Below are 20661 nucleotides of genomic sequence, written 5' to 3' on the forward strand. Positions count from 1 at the left end.
CATGCCGCGCACGCCCGATTTCTGGTCCGCCGGCACCACCTCGTCGCTGCCCGCCCTGCTGTCGCCGCTGGCCCTGCTTTATGGCCTTGGCAACCGCCTCAACCGCGCCATGGCACGGCCGCAGGAAGTGGCGGTGCCGGTGATCTCGGTCGGCAATCTGGTGGCGGGCGGCGCCGGCAAGACGCCTACCGCCATCGCGCTGGCAACCAGGCTGAAGGCCATGGGCTATACCCCCGGCATGGTCAGCCGTGGCTATGGCGGCAGTGAAGCCGGCCCGCTGCGCGTCGATGCGTCGCTGCATGATGCGGCGCGCGTCGGCGACGAAGCCCTGCTGCTGGCCTGCGCGGCGCCGACCTGGATCGGTCGCGACCGGCCCGAAGCAGCCCGCGCCGCCTGCCGCGCCGGCTGCGACATCCTGCTGGCCGATGACGCGCATCAGACCTATGCGCTGGAGCGCGATATCAACCTGCTGGTGGTGGATGCCGCCCAGGGCTTCGGCAATGGCAGCCTGATTCCTGCCGGCCCCTTGCGCGAAAGCATCGCGGAGGGCCTGGCCCGCACCGATGCGGTGATCCTGATCGGGGAGCCTGTGCGGCCCTTCGATTTCGGTGACCTGCCGGTTTTCGCCGCTGCATTGCGGCCCCTGGCGGAAGATGCCGCGAAGCTCAAGGATGAGCGCGTGCTGGCCTTCGCCGGCATCGGCCGGCCGGAGAAATTCTTCAGCACGCTGGAAAGCATCGGCGCCCATGTCGCCGAGCGCCAGGCCTTCCCCGATCATGGCACGTATGATGCCGATACAGTGATGCGCCTGGTGGAACGCGCCGTGGCGCTGAAGGCCCAGGCCGTCACCACCGAGAAGGATTTGATGCGGCTGCCGCAGGAAGCCCGCGCCATGGTACAGGTGCTGCGCGTCGAACTGACGTTCCAGGCGCCGCAGCAGCTCGAAGCCTTCATCGCCAAGGCACTGACCAATGCCTAAAATCCTGGGCATCGAAACGCGGGCGGAGCCGCATGAATATGTGGCTGCTTTCGGCGCACGCTTCGGTATCGCGCTGTTTGGCTGCCTGCCGCTGGATATGGCTTCCGCGCTCGGTGGCTGGATCGGGCGCAAGATCGGTCCCCGCGTGCGGGCGCACCGCATTGCCGCGCGGCAGATGCAAAAGGCCCTGCCGCATCTGGATGAAGCCGCCCGCGAGCAGGCGCTGCTCGGCATGTGGGACAATCTCGGCCGCGTCATCGCCGAATACCCGCATCTGCCGAAATTGCGGCTCGGCGACCGGGTTGAACTGGTCGGCGCGGAACATATCGACGCTGTGCGCGAGTCCGGCAAGGCCGCGATCTTCTTCTCGGCGCATTACGGCAATTGGGAACTCATCGGCCTCACCAGCACGCAATGCGGCCTGCCGCTGACCCTGGTCTACCGCGCCGCCAACAACCCGTTGACCGAGGAATTGCTGCAAAACCTGCGGGCACGGGCCAGCGATGCACGCCACGTGCCGAAGGGCGTGCGGGCGGCGCGCGCGCTGCTGCAGGCTTTGATGAACAATGAGTCGCTCGGCATGCTGGTGGACCAGAAGCTGAATTCCGGCATCAGCGTGCCGTTCTTCGGCCTGCCGGCGATGACCGCGCCGGCCATCGCCGAACTGGCCTTGCGCCAGCGTTGCCCGGTGCTCGGCGCCCGTGTCGAGCGCCTCGGCAGCGCGCATTTCCGCGTTACCGTGGAGCCGCCCTTCTTCCTCGAGCCGAGCGGCGAGCGCGAAGCCGATGTGGTGGCCGGCCTGGCCAAAGTGCATGCCACGCTGGAACGCTGGATCCGGGAACGCCCGGATCACTGGTTCTGGGTACACAAGCGTTGGCCGAAGGAATAACTATTCCGCCGCTTCCGAGCGTGCCGGATCATAGGCCAGGTTCGGCGCCAGCCAGCGTTCCATGACATCCAGCGGCATCTGCTTGCGGTTGGCGTAATCCGCCACCTGGTCGCGCTGGATGCGGCCGACACCGAAATAGCGCGCCTCGGGATGGCTGAAATACCAGCCGCTCACCGCCGCCGAAGGCCACATGGCGAAGCTCTCGGTGAGCGTGATGCCGGCCTTGCTCGTCGCATCCAGCAGCTTGAACAGGGTCGCCTTCTCGGTATGGTCCGGGCAGGCCGGATAGCCGGGCGCCGGGCGGATGCCGCGATATTTCTCAGCAATCAGCTCGTCGTTGCTCAGGGTTTCCGCCGCCGCGTAGCCCCAGAATTCCTTGCGCACGCGCTCATGCAGGCGCTCGGCGAAGGCTTCCGCCAGGCGGTCGGCCAAGGCCTGGGCCATGATGCCGGAATAATCGTCCTGCTTGGCGGTGAATTCGCGCTTGATCCATTCGTCCAGCCCGATGCCGGCAGTGCAGGCAAAGGCGCCGACATAGTCGGCCGCAGCGCCAACCGGTGCGACATAATCGGCGAGGCAGAAATTCGCCCGGTCGCCATCGCGCTTCATCTGCTGGCGCAGCATGTGCAGCCGCGCCACTTCCGCCTTGCGGCTGTCGTCAGTGAACAGGCTGATATCGTCGTGATTGATGCTGTTGGCCGGCCAGAAGCCGATCACGGCGGCAGCGCGGATCGGCTTTTCCTCCACCATGCGCTTGAGCAGGGCTTGCGCATCCTTGAACAGGTTGCTCGCCGCCTCGCCCACCACATTGTCGGTGAGGATATCGGGATAGCGGCCGCGCAATTCCCAGGAGGAGAAGAACGGCGTCCAGTCGATGCGCTCGACCAGTTCGGCAATCGGGTAATCCTCGAACACCTTTAGGCCGAGGAAACCGGGCTTCGGCGGCTGATAGCCGCTCCAGTCCAGTTTCATGCCATTGGCGCGCGCCTCGGCAATGCTCTGGCGCGGGCCGGCATTGCGTTCGCGGGAATGAATCTCGCGGATATTGGCATATTCTCTGGCAATCTCGGCATTGTATTGCTCGGCATCGTTGGCCGAGACCAGCTTGCCGGCAACGCCGACGGCGCGCGATGCATCGGTCACATACACCACCGGGCCGGTATAGTTCGGCGCGATCTTCACCGCCGTATGCACCTTCGACGTGGTGGCACCGCCGATCATCAGCGGCAGGCGCAAACCCTCGCGCTGCATCTCGCTGGCGACATAGCACATCTCATCCAGGCTCGGGGTGATCAGGCCGCTGAGGCCGATGATATCGGCGCCCTGCTTCTTGGCTTCATCCAGGATGCGGGCGCAGGGCACCATGACACCGAGATCGATGACTTCGTAATTGTTGCACTGGAGCACGACGCCGACGATGTTCTTGCCGATATCGTGGACATCGCCCTTCACAGTCGCCATCAGCACCTTGCCGTTGGTCTTGGCCGGGCCGGAGGCTTTCTCGGCTTCGATGAAAGGCAGCAGGTAGGCCACCGCCTTCTTCATCACGCGCGCCGACTTCACCACCTGCGGCAGGAACATCTTGCCCTGGCCGAACAGGTCGCCGACGATATTCATGCCGTCCATCAGCGGACCTTCGATGACCTCGAGCGGCCGGGCGACGGTATGGCGTGCTTCCTCCGTATCTTCGTCGATGAAATCGGTGATGCCCTGCACCAGGGCATGGGCCAGTCGCTCGCGCACCGGCTTCTCGCGCCAGGCGAGATCGGCTTCCTGCTTCCTGGCACCGGCCTTGTAGCTTTCGGCCACTTCCAGCAGCCGCTCGGTGGCATCCGGGCGGCGGTTGAGGATCACGTCCTCGACGCGCTCGCGCAGATCGGCGGGAATATCTTCATAGACCGGCAACTGGCCGGCATTGACGATACCCATATCCATGCCGGCCTTGATGCCGTGATACAGGAACACCGCATGCATGGTCTCGCGCAGGCGTTCGTTGCCACGGAAGGAAAAGCTGACATTCGAGACGCCGCCGGAGATATGCACATGCGGCAGGTTGGCACGCACGCGCTTGGCGGCCTCGAAGAATTCGACGGCGTAGTTGTTATGCTCTTCGATGCCGGTGGCGACCGCGAAGATGTTGAGATCGAAGATGATGTCTTCCGGCGCGAAACCGACCTTCTCGGTCAGCAGCTTGTAGGCGCGGGCGCAGATTTCATATTTGCGATCGGCGGTATCAGCCTGGCCCTGCTCGTCGAAGGCCATGACCACCACGGCGGCGCCATAGCGCAGCACCTTGCGCGCCTGGGCGAAGAACTGTGCCTCGCCTTCCTTCAGGCTGATCGAATTCACCACCGCCTTGCCCTGCACGCATTGCAGGCCGGCCTCGATCACTTCCCATTTGGAGGAATCGATCATCAGCGGCACGCGGCTGATATCCGGCTCGGAGGCGATCAGGTTGAGATACTTCACCATCGCCGCCTTGGAATCGAGCATGCCCTCGTCCATGTTGACGTCGATGATCTGGGCGCCGTTCTCCACCTGCTGGCGCGCGATGGCGAGTGCCTCATCGTATTCGCCGGCCAGGATCAGCTTGCGGAACTTGGCCGAACCGGTGACGTTGGTGCGCTCACCAACATTGATGAAAACGGGAAGGCTCATGCTGCGGGCACCGCGAAAGGTTCTAGGCCAGAAAGGCGGAGCTGGCGGGGGATGGCGGGGATCGAGCGTGGCTTGACGCCGCGCACGCTGTCGGCGATGGCGCGGATATGATCCGGTGTGGTGCCGCAGCAGCCGCCGACGATATTCACCAGGCCATGCTCGGCCCATTCGCGCAGATGGCCGGCGGTGGTATGCGGCTCCTCGTCATATTCGCCAAACTGGTTCGGCAGGCCGGCATTGGGATAGGCACTGACCTTGACATCGGCAACACGTGCCAGTTCGGCGACATAGGGCCGCATCTGCTCGGCGCCGAAGGCGCAGTTGAGGCCGATGGAGAACGGCTTGGCATGGCGCAGCGAATTCCAGAACGCCTCCGCCGTCTGGCCCGACAGCGTACGGCCGGAAAGATCAGTGATGGTGCCGGAGATCATCACCGGCCATTCCTCACCCAGTTCGTCGAACAACTCGTAGACGGCGAACACCGCCGCCTTGGCATTCAACGTGTCAAAAATGGTTTCGATCAGCAGGATGTCGGCGCCGCCGACCAGCAGGCCGAGCGCCTGGGCGCGGTAGGCATCGCGCAGTTCATCGAAGGTGATGTTGCGGAATTCCGGCCGGTTCACATCCGGCGACAGCGACGCGGTGCGGTTGGTCGGCCCGATGGCGCCGGCAACGAAGCGCGGGCGCGACGGATCGGCGGCGGTGGCGATATCGGCGGCCTGGCGCGCCAGCTTGGCGCCTTCCACGTTGATCTCGTCGACGGCGGATTCAAGGTGATAATCGGCCTGGCTGATCCAGGTGCCGCTGAAGGTGTTGGTCTCGATGATATCGGCGCCGGCATCGAGATATTCGGCATGCACCGCCAGGATCACATCCGGGCGGGTCATGTTGAGCAGGTCGTGATTGCCCTTGAGGTCGCTGTTGGCGCCGGCGAAGCGGGTACCACGGTAATCCTGCTCCTGCAGCTTGCGCCGCTGCAGCATGGTGCCCATGGCGCCATCCAGCACCAGGATGCGCTCGCCAGCGGACTTGTAGAGCGCCGCGCGCCGCGCCAGACGCGCCGGCTTGGCGGCGGCCAGTATCTGCTTCGCGTTCTCGATCATGCCGCACTCCCGGCGACCGCAGCCGCCTGCTGGTTGGGCCGCACGCCGAGGATATGGCAGATGGCATAGGTCAGGTCGGCGCGGTTCAGCGTGTAGAAATGGAATTCGTCGATGCCGGCGGCCTGCAGGCGGCGGCATTGCTCGGCGGCGATATGCGCCGCCACCATGCGGCGGGTCTCGGCATCATCGTCCAGGCCATCGAACATATCGGCCAGCCAGGCCGGCACGGAAGCGCCGCAGGCCGCCGAGAAACGCACCACCTGGCGGAAATTCGTCACCGGCAGGATGCCCGGCACGATCGGCACACTGATGCCGGCGGAACGGGCGCGGTCGAGGAAGCGCAGGAAAGTCTCGGTATCGAAGAAATACTGCGACACCAGGCGCGTGGCGCCGGCATCCACCTTGCGCTTCAGGTAATCCAGTTCCAGGCGCGGCGCGGTGCCATCGGGATGACCTTCCGGGTAGCAGCCGACGCTGATCTCGAAATCCGCCACCTTGCGCAGGCCGGCCACCAGATCGGTGGAATTGGCATAGCCCTGGGGATGCGCGGTGAAGCCTTTGGAGCCTTCCGGCGGATCGCCGCGCAGTGCCACGATATGCTTGATGCCCGCCGCCCAGTAATGCTGCGCCACCTCGTTCACCTCGTCGCGCGAGGCGCCGACGCAGGTGAGATGCGCCGCCGGCTTGAGATGGGTTTCCTGGCGGATGCGCACCACGGTGGCGTGCGTCCGTTCGCGGGTGGAACCGCCGGCGCCGTAGGTGACCGAGACGAAGCGCGGATTGAGCGGCGCCAGCCGGGTCACGCTGCGCCACAGGCTCTCTTCCATCTCCGGCGTCTTCGGCGGGAAGAATTCGAACGAGACCTTCAGCGGGCCGGTGCGGCGGGCGGAGGCGGCGATGGCGTCAAGCTGGATCATGCGGCGACTATCTTCTTCACGGGTGAAAGTGTGGCACTGGCGCGGCGGGTGGCGCGCCAGACATGCACGGTGAGCGGCTGGCCCGGCAGGGCGATCGGCTGGCCCGGCTCCAGCCCGGCGGCGATGCACCATTGCCGCACTTCGGCATCGGAGAAGCCAAGGCGGCGATGGGCATGGTCCTTGCGCAGGAATTCCAGGTCATGCGGCGCGAAATCCACCACGATGAGTTGCCCGCCCGGACGCAGCACGCGGGCAGCCTCAGTGATCGCCTTGGCCGGCTCGTCGGCATAATGCAGCACCTGATGCACAATGGCGGCATCGAAGCTCTGCGCCGGCAGCGGCAGGTTATACATATCGGCCTGGCGCACCTGGGCATTGCGGATGCCGGCGCGCTCCAGGTTGGTGCGCGCCACGGCCAGCATTTCGCGACTCAGGTCGACACCGATGGCGCGCTCGAAATGCGGCGCCAGCACTTCCAGCAGCCGGCCGGTGCCGGTGCCGATATCCAGCAGATCGGCCACCTTGTGCCCGGCGATCAGGCTGGCCACCGCCGTTTCCACCTGCTGCTCGTCGACATAGAGCGAGCGAATCTGCGACCAACGCGGGGCATTGTCGCGGAAATAGGCTTCCGCCGCATCGGCGCGGGCCCGCTTCACCGCCAGCAGCCGCTCTGCATCGCGCGACAGCGTGGCGTCGCCGGACGGCAGCAAAGCCGTCACCGCCCGCACCAGCGGGGCGCCGCTGAGGCGCTCGCCGACGCGGTAGAAGGCCCAGGTGCCTTCCGGTACCCGCTCCAGCAAGCCGGCCTCGCAGAGTAGCTTGAGATGGCGGGAAACCCGTGGCTGGCTCTGGCCCAGAATCTGGGTCAGTTCCGTCACCGTCAGTTCCGCCTGGCCGCACAAAGCCAGCAGCCGCAACCGGGTTGGCTCGGCGGCGGCGCGCAAAGCGGCCATCAGGGTATCGAGGTTCAGGCTGACTTCGGCGTTCATGATGAGCGATACATAAACATATCTTTATATTTTTGTATAGGGTTTTGTGTGGAAACGTGCCTGCCGCCACGAAAATGACATCCCAGGGGGGTTTGGATATGCCCTAGCGATGCATTATAAACGGGCGGTCGACTTCTGAATCGCCCCGAAAGACCTTTCCAGATAGGACTTTAACGACGATGTCGCGCCTGCTTGCCCTGCCCCGTCTTTCTGCCGCTCCTACCCTGCGGGTCCGGCCAATGCTTGCCGCCTTCGTGTTGCTGGCCGGCCTGAGCTTCGCCAATCCGCAGGCTGGCCGCGCGGCCGAAGCCGATGCCTTCATCCGCACCGTCGGTACCGAGACCCTGGAAGTGCTGGCCGCCCGCTCCGCCGATACCGCCAAGCGCGAGGCGCTGGTGCGCGACCTGCTGGAAAAGCATCTCGACCTCGAAGGCGTCAGCCGCTTCTGCCTCGGCCGCTATGGCCGCCAGCTCAGCGACGGCCAGGCCAAGGAATATGACGGCCTGTTCGTGGATTACATGGTGAAGGTCTATTCCGGCCTGCTGGCCCAGTATGACGGCCAGACGCTCAGCGTGCAGGACGGCGTCAACCGCGACAATGAAGCGACCCAGATCGTGCTATCGCAGATCAACCGCAAGAGCGGTCCGCCGATCCGCGTCGAGTGGAAAGTGATCAACAAAGGCGGCGTGCCGAAAGTCACCGACGTAATCATCGAAGGCGTCAGCATGGCCTTCACGCAGCGTCAGCAGTTCGAATCGGTGCTGCAGAACAACGGCGGCAAGATGGACGCCCTGTTCACGGCGATGCGCCGCCAGATCAGCCGTTAAAAACTAGAGAAGAAACTCAGCCGGCATTAGCCGGCTGAGCGGTCAGTTCCAGGGCATAGCCGGCGGAACGGACGGTGCGGATCACATCATCCTCGCCTTCGCCGTTCAGCGCCTTGCGCAGGCGGCGGATATGCACGTCGACAGTGCGCTGTTCGACATAGATGTCACGACCCCAGACTGAATCGAGCAACTGATCGCGGCTCAGCACGCGGCCGGGATGCTCCAGGAAAAAGCGCAACAGGCGGAACTCGGTCGGCCCAAGATGCACTTCGCGGCCGTTGCGCGTCACCTTATGGGTGGCGATATCCATCACCAGGCCGCCATAGGTCAGCACTTCCTCGGCCAGTGCCGGGCGGATGCGGCGCAGCACGGCGCGAATCCGCGCCAGCAATTCGCTGGGGCTGAACGGCTTGGCAATGTAGTCATCGGCGCCGGCATCCAGGCCGCGCACCCGGTCGGCTTCCTCGCCCCGCGCCGTCAGCATGATGATCGGCACGTTGCGGGCATTAGGATCGCGGCGCAACTGGCGGCAGACTTCCAGGCCGGACAGCCTGGGCAGCATCCAGTCGAGCAGGATCAGGTCAGGCATATGCTCCGCAACCCGCAGCAATGCCTGCTCGCCATCCACAGCCTCATCGACGATGTAGTTCTCTTTCTCGAGGTTGTAGCGCAGCAAAGCCAGCAGCGCCGCCTCATCTTCGATAACCAGAACCCGCGGCTTCACGGCCACGCCCATGTTACTCTCCCGCCTTGTCAACCACTGCGAAACTGGTCTGATCGCCCTTCGGGCGCTCATCCTTCAGCATCTCGCCCTTCACCGCGTAATGGATCAGCTCGGCGATATTGGTGGTATGGTCGCCGATGCGCTCGATATTCTTGGCGATGAACAGCAGATGCGTGCAGGCCGTGATCGAACGCGGGTCTTCCATCATGTAGGTCAGCAACTCGCGGAACAGGCTGTTGTACATGTCGTCGACTTCCTCGTCGCGCAGCCAGACCGCATCGGCCTTGGCGGCATCGTCCGAGATATAGGCATCCAGCGTGTCCTTGATCATGGACTGCACCATGGCAGCCATGCGCGGCACCACGCTGACCGGGCGCACGATCGGCGACTGGTTCAGCACCATGGAACGCTTGGCGACATTCTTGGCGTAGTCGCCGATGCGCTCAAGTTCCGAGGAGATGCGCAAAGCCGAGACGATGATGCGCAGATCGATAGCCATCGGCTGGCGCAAAGCCAGCAGATTGATGGCGAATTCATCAAGCTGGGTGCGCAGCGCGTCGATCTTGGCATCGGCCTTCACCACATCGGTGGCAAGGTCTGAGTCGCGCTTGGCAACGGCATTAACCGCAGCGGCAAGCTGCGATTCCGCCAGGCCGCCCATCTGCACGACAAGCGTGCCGAGCTTTTTCAGGTCCTGATCGTAGGCCTTTACGGTATGGCTGGCATTGGTCATCAGATCCTCTTTTCCCTAAACTGGCCTCAGCCGAAACGGCCCGTGATATAGCCTTGCGTGCGTTCGTCGCTCGGATTGGTGAAGATCGTCTTGGTATCGCCGGATTCCACCAGGATGCCGAGATGGAAGAAGGCGGTCCGCTGTGACACGCGGGCAGCCTGCTGCATCGAGTGGGTGACGATGACGATGGTATAGTTCTGGCGCAGTTCGTCGATCAGTTCCTCGATATGCGCGGTGGCAATCGGGTCGAGCGCCGAGCAGGGCTCATCCATCAGGATCACTTCCGGCGACACCGCCAGCGCGCGGGCGATGCAGAGGCGCTGCTGCTGGCCGCCCGAGAGGCCGGTGCCGGCTTCCGCCAGGCGGTCGCCAACTTCCTTCCACAGGCCGGCCTGCTTCAGGCTCTTCTCGACGATCAGGTCGAGTTCGTCCTTGTTCTCGGCCAGGCCGTGGATGCGCGGACCGTAAGCGACGTTCTCGTAGATCGACTTCGGGAACGGGTTCGGCTTCTGAAACACCATGCCGACGCGGGCGCGGAGCTGCACCACGTCCACCTTGGCATCATAGATATCCAGGGTATCGAGCTTGATGTCGCCTTCGACGCGGCAGCCGCGCACGGTGTCGTTCATGCGGTTCAGCGACCGCAGGAAAGTGGACTTGCCGCAGCCCGACGGGCCGATCAGCGCCGTGACGGCATTGGCTTCGATATCGAGATCGATTTCCTTGAGCGCCTGCTTCTCGCCATAGAAGACGTTGACCTTGCGGGCCGCCATCTTCACATCGTGGGCGTGTTGACCATTCTGCATGGGAGACTTTCCTGGACCTAGGTTTGTTACCAGTGGAGGGCGTTACCAGCGAGGGTTCTACCAGCGGCGCTCGAACTTCTTGCGCAGCAGGATGGCAGCGAGGTTCATCAGCAGCAGGAAGACCAGCAGCACGATAATCGCGGCCGAGGTCTTCTCGACGAAGCCACGTTCGGCACTATCCGCCCACATGAAAATCTGCACCGGCAGCACGGTGGCGGCATCCACCGGCGTGGCGGGGATATCGACGATGAAGGCGACCATGCCGATCATCAGCAACGGCGCGGTCTCACCCAGCGCATGCGCCATGGCGATGATGGTGCCGGTAAGGATGCCGGGCATCGCCAGCGGCAGCACATGATGCAGCACCGCCTGCAGCGGCGAAGCACCAAGGCCGAGAGCGGCCTGGCGGATCGAGGGTGGCACGGCGCGCAAAGCGGCGCGCGCCGCAATAATGATCACCGGCAGGCTCATCAGCGCCAGCACCAGGCCGCCGATCAGCGGCGCCGAGCGCGGCATGCCGAAGAAACCGATGAACACCGCGAGGCCGAGCAGACCATAGACGATCGACGGCACGGCAGCGAGGTTGTTGATGTTGACCTCGATGATCTCGGTCCAGCGGTTCTTTGGCGCGAATTCCTCGAGATAGATCGCCGCCATGATGCCGAGCGGGAAAGCCACGATCAGCGTCACCAGCAGGGTGTAGAAGGAACCGACCACGCCGCCCCACACGCCGACCAGTTCCGGCTCGCGGCTATCGGCCGCTGTGAAGAAGCGCTTATTGAATTGCAGTTCCAGATCGCCGCTCGCCTTCAGCGCCTCGATCCACTGCACCTGGGCGTCCTTGATCTTGCGCTCGCCCTCGGCGGCCTTGGTATCCACCTGGCCCTTGACGAACATGTCGACATCGGAGGACAGCGGCAACCAAACCTTGCGGGTGGTGCCGATGATGCTGGGATCGGCCACCACCATGCGGCCAAGCTGCGCTTCGGCACCGGCGCTGATCATGCCCTGAAGCTGGCGGCGCTGGGTGCGGCTCTGCGCCTCGGGGAAACGGTTCTGCAGCGAAGCCAGGATCAAGCCGCCGTAATTGCCCTGCATCAGCTTGCGCGGATCGGTGGTGCCGGCCGGCGCAATCTGGTCCGGCGTGAACTGGATCTCAAGCTGCACATGGCCCTGGCGAAAAGCCGTGAAGCCGTTGCTCAGGATGGTGAACAGCAGGATCGCCAGTGCGGCGAGCGAGAAGATGATGGCGCATAGACCGATCATCCTGAAGCGGCGCTCGGCAGCGTAGCGGGCCTTCAGCCGCTTGGTCGCGGCTTCGGTCATATGCAGACCGGTGCCGTCAGCCTGGCGCATTGCAGCGTTCTCCACGGCCATATCAGTCATATTGCTCTCGATATTTCTTGACGATGCGAAGTGCCGCGATGTTGAGCGACAGGGTGACAATGAACAGCACCAGCCCGAGCGCGAAGGCGGCCAGTGTCTTCGGGCTGTCGAATTCCTGGTCGCCGACCAGCAGGGCGGCGATATGCACGGTAACGGTGCTCACCGCCGCCAGCGGGTTGGCGGTGATATTGGCGGCAAGGCCGGCGGCCATCACCACGATCATGGTTTCGCCCAGCGCGCGGCTGAAGGCGAGAATCACGGAGGCCGCGATGCCGGGCAAGGCAGCCGGCAGGATGACGCGCTTGATGGTCTCCGACTTGGTCGCACCAAGGCCGTAGGAACCATCGCGCAAACTCTGCGGCACGGCGTTGATCACGTCATCCGACAGCGAAGAGACGAAGGGAATGATCATGATGCCCATCACCAGGCCGGCGGCGAGCGCGGATTGCGACGCCACTTGCAGGCCGATGCTTTCGCCGACGCGCTGCACGAAGGGCGCCACGGTCAGCGCGGCAAAGAAGCCGTAGACCACGGTGGGAATGCCGGCCAGCACTTCCAGCGCCGGCTTGACCCAGGCGCGCATATTCTGCGGCGCGTATTCCGCCATGTAGACGGCGCTCATCAGGCCGATTGGCACCGCCACCAGCATGGCGATCAGCGCGATCAGCAGCGTGCCGGCAAACAGTGGCACCGCGCCGAAGGCACCCGAGGAGCCAACCTGATCGGCACGGATCGCCATCTGCGGCGACCAGGTGAGGCCGAACAGGAATTCGAAGGCATTGACCTTGGCGAAGAAGCGGGCCGCCTCGAAGACCAGCGACAGCACGATGCCGATGGTTGTGAACACGGCCAGCGTGGAGGCGGCGATCAGCAGCCAGTTGGCGACACGCTCGACCTGGTTGCGGGCGCGGAAATCAGGATTGATATGGCGCAGGCCGATGATCATGCCGCCGATCAGCAGGCAGAGGCTGAGCACCCAGAGCGCGGCATCGCCGGTCTGGCGCAGGCTGATGTAATGCTCGGCGATCGGACGCAACAGCGGATCGGCGCTATCCATCGGCACCAGGCCATAGGCGATGTTGCGCACATTCGACATGGTGAGCGAAAGCTGGTCAGCGCGCTGGCCGGCGAGTTCCGGCGGCAACGCCGCCTGCACCAGCATGCGCACCACCGCATCCTCGGCGGCGATCCAGGAAAGGAAGAGAATGGCGGCCGGCAGGCCGCACCAGATCACGACATGCCAGCCATAGAAAGTCGGCAGGCTGTGCAGGTTACTGCCGCGTCCCCCCGCGCCAGCCAGCGCCCGGCGCCGCCCCAGCATATAGCCAAGAATGGTCAGAACCAGCAGGACCGCGAACAAGAACGATATCGACATGGGCCCCCCAGCGGCACCAGCAAACGGGAAACGCTTTTACTTGGGAAAAGCCGGCGGCCGGTTGCCCGACCGCCGGTACTTGGAATTACATCGCCAGGTTGGTCAGACCAAGAACCTGCGAGCGCACGGTGTCGATCTCAGGCTTCGGCATCGCCACGAGGCCCTTCTTCTCGAGGTAGCCATTGGCAGCCATCGAGCGGTCGCTGACATACTCGGCCAGGAATTCCTTCATGCCCGGCACGACGCCGATATGGGCCTTCTTGATGTAGACGAACAGCGGACGCGACACCGGGTACTTGCCCGACGAGATGGTCTCGAACTCGGCTTCGACACCATCGACGGCCACGTCCTGCAGCTTGTCGCCATTCTCTTCAAGGAAGGAATAGCCGAACACGCCCATCAGGCCGGTGGCGCCGGAGGCCAGACGCTGAACGATCAGGTTGTCGTTCTCGCCGGCTTCGATGAAGGCACCGTCTTCACGGATCTTGGCGCAGGCAGTGGCCTTGGCCTTGGCATCCGCAATGGCGTTCACTTCCGGGAACTTCTTGCAGCCCTGGTCCATCACCAGTTCGACGAAGCTGTCGCGGGTGCCCGAGGTCGGCGGCGGCCCCATCACTTCGATCTTCCAATCCGGCAGGCTGGCATTGATCTGCTTCCAGGTCTTGTAGGGGTTCGGCGCGAGCTGGCCGTTCACCGGCACCTGGGCGGCGAGCGCGAGCCAGATTTCCTCACGCTTCAGGCTGATCTTGTTGCCGCCCTTCTTCATGGCGACCGCGATGCCGTCGAAGCCGACCTTCATCTCGACGATGTCCTTCACGCCGTTGGCGGCGCACTGCTCAAACTCCGCCTTGGTCATGCGGCGCGAGGCATTGGTCATGTCGGGATGCTGGGTGCCGACGCCGGCGCAGAACAGCTTCATGCCGCCGCCGGTACCGGTGCTTTCCACGATCGGCGCCTTGAAGCCACCGGACTGTGAGAAGCGCTCGGCCACGGTGGTGGTGAAGGGATAGACGGTCGACGAGCCGACGATGCGGATCTGGTCGCGGGCAGCCTGGGCGGAAGCCTGGCCAGCCAGACCGAGCGACGCCGCGGAAGCGATCGCTGCGAGGAGGAGAGTCTGCTTGATCACGATGGAACCTCTCAGTGTGCATGGCACGATGCCGGGCACCGCGCCTCTCTTGCCAGCGCCCCGGGCCGCATTGCCCGCTTGGCTGACGGCGCGGACCCTAGCGAGGGGCAGTGACATAGATGTGACTCTATTGTTTCAGGTGTATGACAATCGCCGACGGCTTATTCAAAGGGATAGAAAAATTTATCGAACAATAGGCAAACGTATGATGAATATTGAGCCTTTCCCGACCTCAGACTCAATGACAAGCCTGCCACGATGACGGCTGATGATGTGCTTCACGATGGCTAGCCCGAGGCCGGTGCCGCCGAGTTCCCGGCTGCGGGCCGAGTCGACTCGATAGAAGCGCTCCGTGAGGCGGGGCAGATGCTGTTTCGGGATGCCCTCACCCTCGTCTTCCACCGCCACTTCCAGGCCCAGTTCGTCGTGACGACGCAGGCTGACCGTGACATGGCTGCCTGGCCGGCCATATTTCACCGCGTTGTCGATCAGGTTCTGGAACACCTGCGCCAGTTCATCGCGGGCGCCCAGCGCCGGCGCCACGGCATCGTCGAGTTCCAGCTTGATGGTGACACCCTTGGCTTCCGCCTGCGGCTGCAATCCCTCGGCCAGGTCGCGCAGCAGCGGCTGCAACGCCACCGCGTCGCGCGGCCGGTCATGCTCACGCATCTCGATCTGCGACAGTGACAACAGATCGTTGATCAGCCGCGCCATGCGTGCCGCCTGGTCGCGCATGATGCCGAGGAAACGCAGCCGTGCCGGCTCGTCGTCGCGCGCCGGTCCCAGCAGCGTCTCGATGAAACCGACCAGGCTGGCCAGCGGGGTGCGCAACTCATGGCTGGCATTGGCGACAAAATCCGCCCGCATGCGCTCGGCCTTCTGCAGCGCGGTGATGTCATGCAGAGCCAGCACGGCGGCCATTTCCGGCCGCGCGCCTTCGCCCGAGGGCAAGGCCGCGACGCGCAGCGAGAAGCTGCGGCCCTCCGCCGTCGGCAGCGAGAAATCCGCCGCCACCAGCGCCGCCTGCCCGGCCAGCACGCCATCGGCGGCATCCAGCACGGAAGGATGGCGCAAGGCCAGCGACAGATCCTGACCGACGATCTCGTTGCCGAATAGCGTGCGGGCGGCATGGTTGGCGCGGATCACACGGCGGCCGGGATCCAGCACCAGCAGCGGATCGGGCAGCGCATTGAGGATGGCATCGGCGGTGGTCGACTGCACCGCCACCTGGCCCTGTTCGTTCAGCAGATGCCGGCGCAGGCGCTCCACGGTGGCATCCAGTTCGCCCAGCATGGTCCAGGCATCCCAGCTCGACGGCGTGCGCGGTTCATCGCCCAGGATGCCTTCGGCGCGATCCAGGGCGCGGCGCACGGTGCGCGAATGCCACCAGGAAAACGCCATGTAGAGCAGCAGGGCCGGCAGGCCGATCAGCACGGCTTCGCGGGCGCTCAAGGCATGGCGCATCACCGCCACCGCCAACACCACCAGCAACGGCAGGCAGAGCAAGGCCGAGAGCCCGAGCCAGCGCGTCACCGGCAGGCGGTTGCCCGGCTGCCGCCCCTGCGGCGTCGCTGCGCCGCCGTCGCTCATGCTGGCCGCCAGGCGAGCAAGGCCTGCACCAGGCCGCGCAGCAGCTTGATCAAGGCGGCGGCGCGGGCCGGATCGTAGGGATTGGGCCGCGCCTCATCGAGATAGCTGATCTCCGCCAGTTCCAATTGCAGCGCATGCAGGCCGCTTTGCGGCTGGCCGAAATGCCGCGTGATGAAACCGCCCTTGAAACGGCCGTTATGCACATGGCTGAAAGCCGCATCGCGCTGCAAGGCACGATACGCCGCATCTGCCAGATCGGGCGCGCAACTGCGGCCTTCATTGGTGCCGAGATTGAGATCCGGCAGCCGGCCTTCGAAGAAACGCGGCACCACGCTGGGAATGCTGTGCGCATCGAGCAGCACGGCATAGCCATGCCGCGCCTTGATCGCCGCCAGTTCCGCTGTCAGGCGGTCATGATAAGGCTGCCAGTAGAGCCGGCGCCGCTCCGCCATCTCAGGCGTGGACACTGTGCTGCCATCGAGATAGATCGCTTCATTGCCGAAAGTGCGGCTGGGGCAGAGTTCGGTATTGTCGGCACCGGGATAGAGCGGCTTGCCTTCCGGATCACGGTTGAGATCGACGACATAGCGCGACTGCGTCGCCGCCATCAGGCCGGCGCCGAGCGCCGGCGCGAAATCGTAAAGCTTCTCCACATGCCAGTCGGTATCGGGCAGCGCCAGCGCCGCCGGCGTCAGCCGCGCCCGCAGGGCATCGGGCAGGCCGGTGCCGCAATGGGGCACATTGATCAGCAGCGGTGAGCTGCCGGGCGTGAAGGTATAGAGCGGCGCCATCTCAGACATAGTGTGTTGCGGGCATGACGAGTCGGGTTCCTCAAAGCTCTTTCCTAACAAAGCGCCATGACAGCGCCAAGGCCAAGATATAAAACCACAATAAACTTATAACTGACTGATAAACTTATAAAATATCAATAAACCGGGTTTTTATCGCAAAGTTACCTGCCTATTGTGCGCACCGTTTCCGCCACAACGCATTTGGAACGTCGCTTATGGATCTTTCGCTTTTCGGCCTCTCGCTCTCCGGCGCCGAACTCGGCGCCTTCTTCGAAGTCGTCATGATCAATATCGTGCTGTCGGGCGACAATGCCATTGTCATCGCCCTGGCGGTAAGTGGCCTGCCGGAAGAACAGCGCAACAAGGGCATCTTCTGGGGCATCATCGGCGCCACCGTGCTGCGCCTGATGTTCACCGCGGTGGCGGTGCAACTCATGGCCGTGATCGGCCTGATCCTGATCGGCGGCCTGGCGCTGTTCTGGGTGGCCTGGAAGATGGGCGTCGAACTGCGCGAGCAGGATGAGGAAGAAGACGACCCCACGCATCCGCACCACGAGCAGAAGACCATACGCCAGGCGATCATGCAGATTGTGATTGCCGACGTCTCGATGTCGCTGGACAACGTGCTGGCGGTGGCCGGTGCGGCGCGCCAGCATCCCTACATCCTGACCTTCGGCTTGGTGCTTTCCATCGCGCTGACGGCGATAGCCTCCAACCTGATTGCCCGCCTGCTCGACCGCTACCGCTTCCTTGGCTATATCGGCGTCGCCATCATCTGCTACGTGGCCTTTGAAATGGTGTGGGATGGCGGCATCCAGGTGCTGGCTGCCACGCATCTGGATGAAACCCTGCATATCACCCTGCCCCAGGGCCACCAGAGCAACTGACCCACCAGAACCACTGACCCACCTGCCCCGGCCCGAATCCTTCGGCCGGGGCGTATTTTTGTGCATTGCGGGATATTTCCGGGGTAGCAGCAGCCCGCTCCATCCGGGAAATGTTGTTTATGGGGGCTTAATTATATATACCCCGTTTATCGTGATTTAAGGGCAAAGCACATCATGGAATTCACTCTCTTTGGCATGCATGTCGGGCCGTCGGAAATCTCGGCCTTCCTGCAGGTAATCCTGATCGACGTGATCCTGTCCGGCGACAATGCCATCGTCATCGGCATGGCCGTGGCCGGCCTGCCGAAGGAACAGCGCGGCAAGATCATCGTTTACGGCATTCTCGCCGCCACCCTGCTCCGCATCATGTTCGCCGCCGTGGCGGTGCAGCTCCTTACCGTGATCGGCCTGATGCTGGCTGGCGGCCTGCTGCTCGCCTGGGTGAGCTGGAAGATGTGGCGCGAATTGCGCCTGCATGCCAAGGGCGCCGAAAGCGAGATCGACGACGCCAACACCAAGCCGGCGCCGAAAACCCGGCGCGAGGCGATCATGCAGATCGTCATGGCCGACGTGTCGATGTCGCTGGATAACGTGCTGGCGGTGGCTGGTGCGGCGCGCGAGCATCCCTACATCCTCGGCTTCGGCCTGGTGCTCTCCATCGCCCTGATGGCGGTGGCCTCCAAGCTGATCGCCCGTCTGCTCGACCGCTACCACTGGATTGCCTATATCGGCCTGCTGATCATCGTCTATGTCGCCCTGCGCATGATCTACGATGGCGGCATCCAGGTATACGACGCCGTCGCGGCGATGAAGTAGCCGAACGCCAGCCCCGCTTTGGGCCACGCTGGACTATCGCCCCACCGGCGCTATAACCGGTGGGGTGATGGTTCGCCCCAGGAGACACCCATGCGCCGCGCGCAATCTGGATTAAGCCGCCGGCAAGCCGTGGCCACCCTTGGCCTGGGCGGCCTTGCCGTCAGCCTGCTGCCGCGCGATGCCACGGCAGCGGTGGAAGATGCCCGCCGCCTGCTCGGCAGCCTGATCAAGACCCAGCCCAAGCCCGGCAAGGTTTCGATCAAGACCAACGACATCGCCGAGAATGGCAACACCGTGCCGGTGACGGTGAGCGTCGAAAGCCCGATGACGGCGGCCGACCATGTGCGCGCCATCCATGTCATCTCGGACGGCAACCCGGCACCCGGCGTCGCCAGCTTCCACCTCACGCCGGCCTCCGGCAAGGCCGAGGTGTATTTCCGCATGCGCATGGCGCAGACGCAGAACCTCATCGCGGTGGCGGAACTGAACGATGGCTCGGCCTGGATCGTGTCGCGCGAAGTCCGCGTCACCATCGGCGGCTGCGCCAGCTAGGGGATGACGATGAGCCTGGATGTCAAACCCCGCGTCCGCGTGCCGCAGACGGCCAAGAAGGACGACGTGGTGGAAATCAAGACGCTGCTGTCGCATCCGATGGAATCCGGCCAGCGCCGCGATGCCGGCGGCCAGCTTGTGCCGCGCAAGATCATCAACAGCTTCGTCTGCCGTTATAATGGCAAGACCGTGTTCGAAGCCAAGTTCGAACCCGCCATCGCCGCCAATCCGGCGCTGAACTTCTTCGTCAAATGCACGGAGTCCGGCAAGCTGGATTTCGCCTGGACCGACGACGACGGCAATCTCTACACCACCACCCAGGCAATCACCGTCACCTGAGGCTGGGGGCTCCCGCCACGTCATGATCGGCGCAGGCCGACCATCCACGCGTTCTTTTTTATCTACAGTCAATCAAACAAAAAAAACGTGGATGGTACGCCTCCGCGTACCATGACGGCTTTTGCCGTGAGAGCCGGCGCGCATTATGCAGCCAAAAGCTAGCCGCGCGAGGAAAGCGCCGCGGCATTGGCGGTGCGCGCCGCCTGCCGGGTGCGGAAACGCTCGACGGCGCTGGCTACTTCCTGCGCCAGCACACTCGCCTGCTTGTCCGGATTGAAGAAAGCCAGCACCGCTTCCGCCAGAGTTTGCAGCAGATCGAGCTGCTTGCTGTTCTCGGGCTGAGCAATCGTCTGGCTGGAGGCTATCTGCCGCGCGGTGCTGAGCAGCGGATCGCACAGCTTGGCGACATGGGTGAGTTCGGTATCGAGCACGCGGCGGCCGATATCCTGCGTCGACTCGATCAGGTCGCCGAGCAGCGCGCGAACGCCATCATCCACCTTGCCCTGGCGATAGGCCGGCACCACCTGCTGTGCCACGAAAGCGATGCGGAAGGCCGATTGCCGCAGGCGCAATGTCTGCACCTGGGCCTGCGCCGCGGCGAAAGCCTGCTGCGCCGCCTGGGCATCGATCTCCTCGCCATGCAGCTTGGCGCGCAGCGGGTTTGGCACGGTGATCAGCGGAATGATGCTGCTGCCGCGATCCACTGCCTTGCGCCGGTCCGGCCCGATATAATCGGCAGTGACGACGAAAGGCTTGCGCGCATTGGCAATCACTTCGATACGCTCGATCAGCGTGCGGGTGTTGAGCGGTTTCACCAGCACATCATCGGCACCGGAATCGGCGATGCGGCGCACCAGTGCCTGCTCTGCCTCCCAGGTGGTGAAGATCACCGGCAGGAATGGATTGCTGCCGACCAGGCCATGACGCAGGGCGCGGATCGTGGCGCAGGCATCGCCACCCGGCAGCGTCACATCCATCAGGATGATGTCGGGCCGCGCCACGGCGAGCAGGTCGGTGAAGCCGTTGAGCGAGTCGAATTCACGCTGCTGCGTGAAGCCAGCCCCGCTCAGGGCTTGCTTGTAAAGATGCCGCATGCCGGTATTGGCGTCGCCATACAGAATGCGGACGTCCTTGCGGTACTCCGGGTTCATGGGGCGAACTCTAGCGTCCT

The 20661-nt window shown here is 64.0% G+C and carries 19 protein-coding genes and 1 pseudogene; 7 read left to right on the forward strand and 13 right to left on the reverse strand.

All coding sequences use genetic code 11. The features are described 5' to 3' along the window. Position 1 precedes the first annotated feature (1 nt). Positions 2-979 (forward strand): tetraacyldisaccharide 4'-kinase, encoded by a 978-nt coding sequence (gene lpxK, locus V6B08_RS21775; protein WP_341984863.1) that lies wholly within the window; start codon positions 2-4, stop codon positions 977-979. Further along, positions 972-1868, forward strand: a complete 897-nt coding sequence (locus V6B08_RS21780; protein WP_341984864.1) for a lysophospholipid acyltransferase family protein — start codon at positions 972-974, stop codon at positions 1866-1868. Before lpxK ends, V6B08_RS21780 begins: the two co-directional genes overlap by 8 nt. Here V6B08_RS21780 and metH read toward each other — a convergent pair. From metH to V6B08_RS21800, 4 genes and pseudogenes are all read right to left on the reverse strand, one after another. Then, positions 1869-4580, reverse strand: a pseudogene (gene metH / locus V6B08_RS21785) (methionine synthase); the annotation flags it as partial. Continuing rightward, positions 4523-5629 carry a homocysteine S-methyltransferase family protein gene (locus V6B08_RS21790; protein ID WP_341984865.1) on the reverse strand — a complete coding sequence of 369 codons (1107 nt, stop codon included), beginning with the start codon at positions 5627-5629 and terminating at the stop codon, positions 4523-4525. The pseudogene metH and the gene V6B08_RS21790, both read right to left, overlap by 58 nt. Next, on the reverse strand, positions 5626-6546 hold the full coding sequence (gene metF, locus V6B08_RS21795) for a methylenetetrahydrofolate reductase [NAD(P)H] (RefSeq protein ID WP_341984866.1): 921 nt from the start codon (positions 6544-6546) through the stop codon (positions 5626-5628). The genes V6B08_RS21790 and metF overlap by 4 nt, the downstream gene beginning before the upstream one ends. Next, a complete protein-coding gene (locus V6B08_RS21800; RefSeq protein WP_341984867.1) occupies positions 6543-7535 on the reverse strand; it encodes an ArsR/SmtB family transcription factor in 993 nt (330 codons plus the stop codon). The genes metF and V6B08_RS21800 overlap by 4 nt, the downstream gene beginning before the upstream one ends. Before the next feature lie 239 nt (positions 7536-7774). Here V6B08_RS21800 and V6B08_RS21805 point away from each other — a divergent pair, with 239 nt between their 5' ends. Continuing rightward, positions 7775-8362: an MlaC/ttg2D family ABC transporter substrate-binding protein gene (locus V6B08_RS21805; RefSeq protein WP_341984868.1), complete on the forward strand. Its 588-nt coding sequence runs from the start codon at positions 7775-7777 to the stop codon at positions 8360-8362. 16 nt (positions 8363-8378) lie between these two features. Here V6B08_RS21805 and phoB read toward each other — a convergent pair whose 3' ends face one another. From phoB to hutG, 8 genes are all read right to left on the reverse strand, one after another. Next, the gene (gene phoB, locus V6B08_RS21810) at positions 8379-9098 is read right to left on the reverse strand and encodes a phosphate regulon transcriptional regulator PhoB (RefSeq protein WP_341984869.1); all 720 of its coding nucleotides are present in this window, start codon (positions 9096-9098) and stop codon (positions 8379-8381) included. Between the two features lies 1 nt (position 9099). Then, the gene (gene phoU, locus V6B08_RS21815) at positions 9100-9819 is read right to left on the reverse strand and encodes a phosphate signaling complex protein PhoU (protein ID WP_341984870.1); all 720 of its coding nucleotides are present in this window, start codon (positions 9817-9819) and stop codon (positions 9100-9102) included. A 26-nt stretch (positions 9820-9845) separates the two neighbouring features. Beyond that, positions 9846-10625: a phosphate ABC transporter ATP-binding protein PstB gene (gene pstB / locus V6B08_RS21820; RefSeq protein WP_341984871.1), complete on the reverse strand. Its 780-nt coding sequence runs from the start codon at positions 10623-10625 to the stop codon at positions 9846-9848. 57 nt (positions 10626-10682) lie between these two features. Next, positions 10683-12011 (reverse strand): phosphate ABC transporter permease PstA, encoded by a 1329-nt coding sequence (gene pstA, locus V6B08_RS21825; RefSeq protein ID WP_341984872.1) that lies wholly within the window; start codon positions 12009-12011, stop codon positions 10683-10685. After that, entirely contained in the window at positions 12004-13386 is a 1383-nt protein-coding gene (gene pstC, locus V6B08_RS21830; protein ID WP_341984873.1) for a phosphate ABC transporter permease subunit PstC, read from the reverse strand. The genes pstA and pstC overlap by 8 nt, the downstream gene beginning before the upstream one ends. Before the next feature lie 85 nt (positions 13387-13471). Continuing rightward, positions 13472-14515 carry a PstS family phosphate ABC transporter substrate-binding protein gene (locus tag V6B08_RS21835; protein ID WP_341984874.1) on the reverse strand — a complete coding sequence of 348 codons (1044 nt, stop codon included), beginning with the start codon at positions 14513-14515 and terminating at the stop codon, positions 13472-13474. A 183-nt stretch (positions 14516-14698) separates the two neighbouring features. Continuing rightward, on the reverse strand, positions 14699-16105 hold the full coding sequence (locus tag V6B08_RS21840; protein WP_341984875.1) for an ATP-binding protein: 1407 nt from the start codon (positions 16103-16105) through the stop codon (positions 14699-14701). Next, on the reverse strand, positions 16102-16905 hold the full coding sequence (gene hutG, locus V6B08_RS21845; RefSeq protein WP_341984877.1) for an N-formylglutamate deformylase: 804 nt from the start codon (positions 16903-16905) through the stop codon (positions 16102-16104). The genes V6B08_RS21840 and hutG overlap by 4 nt, the downstream gene beginning before the upstream one ends. 206 nt (positions 16906-17111) lie before the next feature. Here hutG and V6B08_RS21850 point away from each other — a divergent pair, with 206 nt between their 5' ends. The 4 genes from V6B08_RS21850 to soxZ all read left to right on the forward strand — a co-directional run bounded on the left by V6B08_RS21850 (position 17112) and on the right by soxZ (position 19490). Further along, a complete protein-coding gene (locus tag V6B08_RS21850) occupies positions 17112-17783 on the forward strand; it encodes a TerC family protein (protein WP_341984878.1) in 672 nt (223 codons plus the stop codon). 174 nt (positions 17784-17957) lie between these two features. Continuing rightward, the gene (locus tag V6B08_RS21855) at positions 17958-18599 is read left to right on the forward strand and encodes a TerC family protein (protein ID WP_341984879.1); all 642 of its coding nucleotides are present in this window, start codon (positions 17958-17960) and stop codon (positions 18597-18599) included. A 90-nt stretch (positions 18600-18689) separates the two neighbouring features. Beyond that, entirely contained in the window at positions 18690-19151 is a 462-nt protein-coding gene (locus V6B08_RS21860; protein ID WP_341984880.1) for a thiosulfate oxidation carrier protein SoxY, read from the forward strand. Positions 19152-19160: 9 nt separating this feature from the next. Then, on the forward strand, positions 19161-19490 hold the full coding sequence (gene soxZ, locus V6B08_RS21865; protein ID WP_341984881.1) for a thiosulfate oxidation carrier complex protein SoxZ: 330 nt from the start codon (positions 19161-19163) through the stop codon (positions 19488-19490). 158 nt (positions 19491-19648) lie between these two features. On the opposite strand, the gene V6B08_RS21870 is transcribed toward soxZ, so the two are convergent. Then, entirely contained in the window at positions 19649-20641 is a 993-nt protein-coding gene (locus tag V6B08_RS21870; protein ID WP_341984882.1) for a response regulator transcription factor, read from the reverse strand. Positions 20642-20661: the final 20 nt, after the last annotated feature.

This window comes from Ferrovibrio sp. MS7 (genome assembly GCF_038404985.1).
Lineage (GTDB): Bacteria > Pseudomonadota > Alphaproteobacteria > Ferrovibrionales > Ferrovibrionaceae > Ferrovibrio > Ferrovibrio plantarum.

Excerpts from the sequence above, each read along its gene's own strand:
- hutG (WP_341984877.1), bottom strand. The coding sequence starts at position 16,905 with ATGTCTGAGATGGCGCCGCTCTATACCTTCACGCCCGGCAGCTCACCG.
- metF (WP_341984866.1), bottom strand. The coding sequence starts at position 6,546 with ATGATCCAGCTTGACGCCATCGCCGCCTCCGCCCGCCGCACCGGCCCG.
- V6B08_RS21840 (WP_341984875.1), bottom strand. The coding sequence starts at position 16,105 with ATGAGCGACGGCGGCGCAGCGACGCCGCAGGGGCGGCAGCCGGGCAAC.
- V6B08_RS21790 (WP_341984865.1), bottom strand. The coding sequence starts at position 5,629 with ATGATCGAGAACGCGAAGCAGATACTGGCCGCCGCCAAGCCGGCGCGT.
- V6B08_RS21850 (WP_341984878.1), top strand. The coding sequence starts at position 17,112 with ATGGATCTTTCGCTTTTCGGCCTCTCGCTCTCCGGCGCCGAACTCGGC.
- V6B08_RS21855 (WP_341984879.1), top strand. The coding sequence starts at position 17,958 with ATGGAATTCACTCTCTTTGGCATGCATGTCGGGCCGTCGGAAATCTCG.
- phoB (WP_341984869.1), bottom strand. The coding sequence starts at position 9,098 with ATGGGCGTGGCCGTGAAGCCGCGGGTTCTGGTTATCGAAGATGAGGCG.
- V6B08_RS21860 (WP_341984880.1), top strand. The coding sequence starts at position 18,690 with ATGCGCCGCGCGCAATCTGGATTAAGCCGCCGGCAAGCCGTGGCCACC.
- V6B08_RS21780 (WP_341984864.1), top strand. The coding sequence starts at position 972 with ATGCCTAAAATCCTGGGCATCGAAACGCGGGCGGAGCCGCATGAATAT.
- pstB (WP_341984871.1), bottom strand. The coding sequence starts at position 10,625 with ATGCAGAATGGTCAACACGCCCACGATGTGAAGATGGCGGCCCGCAAG.
- V6B08_RS21870 (WP_341984882.1), bottom strand. The coding sequence starts at position 20,641 with ATGAACCCGGAGTACCGCAAGGACGTCCGCATTCTGTATGGCGACGCC.
- soxZ (WP_341984881.1), top strand. The coding sequence starts at position 19,161 with ATGAGCCTGGATGTCAAACCCCGCGTCCGCGTGCCGCAGACGGCCAAG.
- phoU (WP_341984870.1), bottom strand. The coding sequence starts at position 9,819 with ATGACCAATGCCAGCCATACCGTAAAGGCCTACGATCAGGACCTGAAA.
- V6B08_RS21805 (WP_341984868.1), top strand. The coding sequence starts at position 7,775 with ATGCTTGCCGCCTTCGTGTTGCTGGCCGGCCTGAGCTTCGCCAATCCG.
- V6B08_RS21800 (WP_341984867.1), bottom strand. The coding sequence starts at position 7,535 with ATGAACGCCGAAGTCAGCCTGAACCTCGATACCCTGATGGCCGCTTTG.
- pstA (WP_341984872.1), bottom strand. The coding sequence starts at position 12,011 with ATGACTGATATGGCCGTGGAGAACGCTGCAATGCGCCAGGCTGACGGC.
- pstC (WP_341984873.1), bottom strand. The coding sequence starts at position 13,386 with ATGTCGATATCGTTCTTGTTCGCGGTCCTGCTGGTTCTGACCATTCTT.
- lpxK (WP_341984863.1), top strand. The coding sequence starts at position 2 with ATGCCGCGCACGCCCGATTTCTGGTCCGCCGGCACCACCTCGTCGCTG.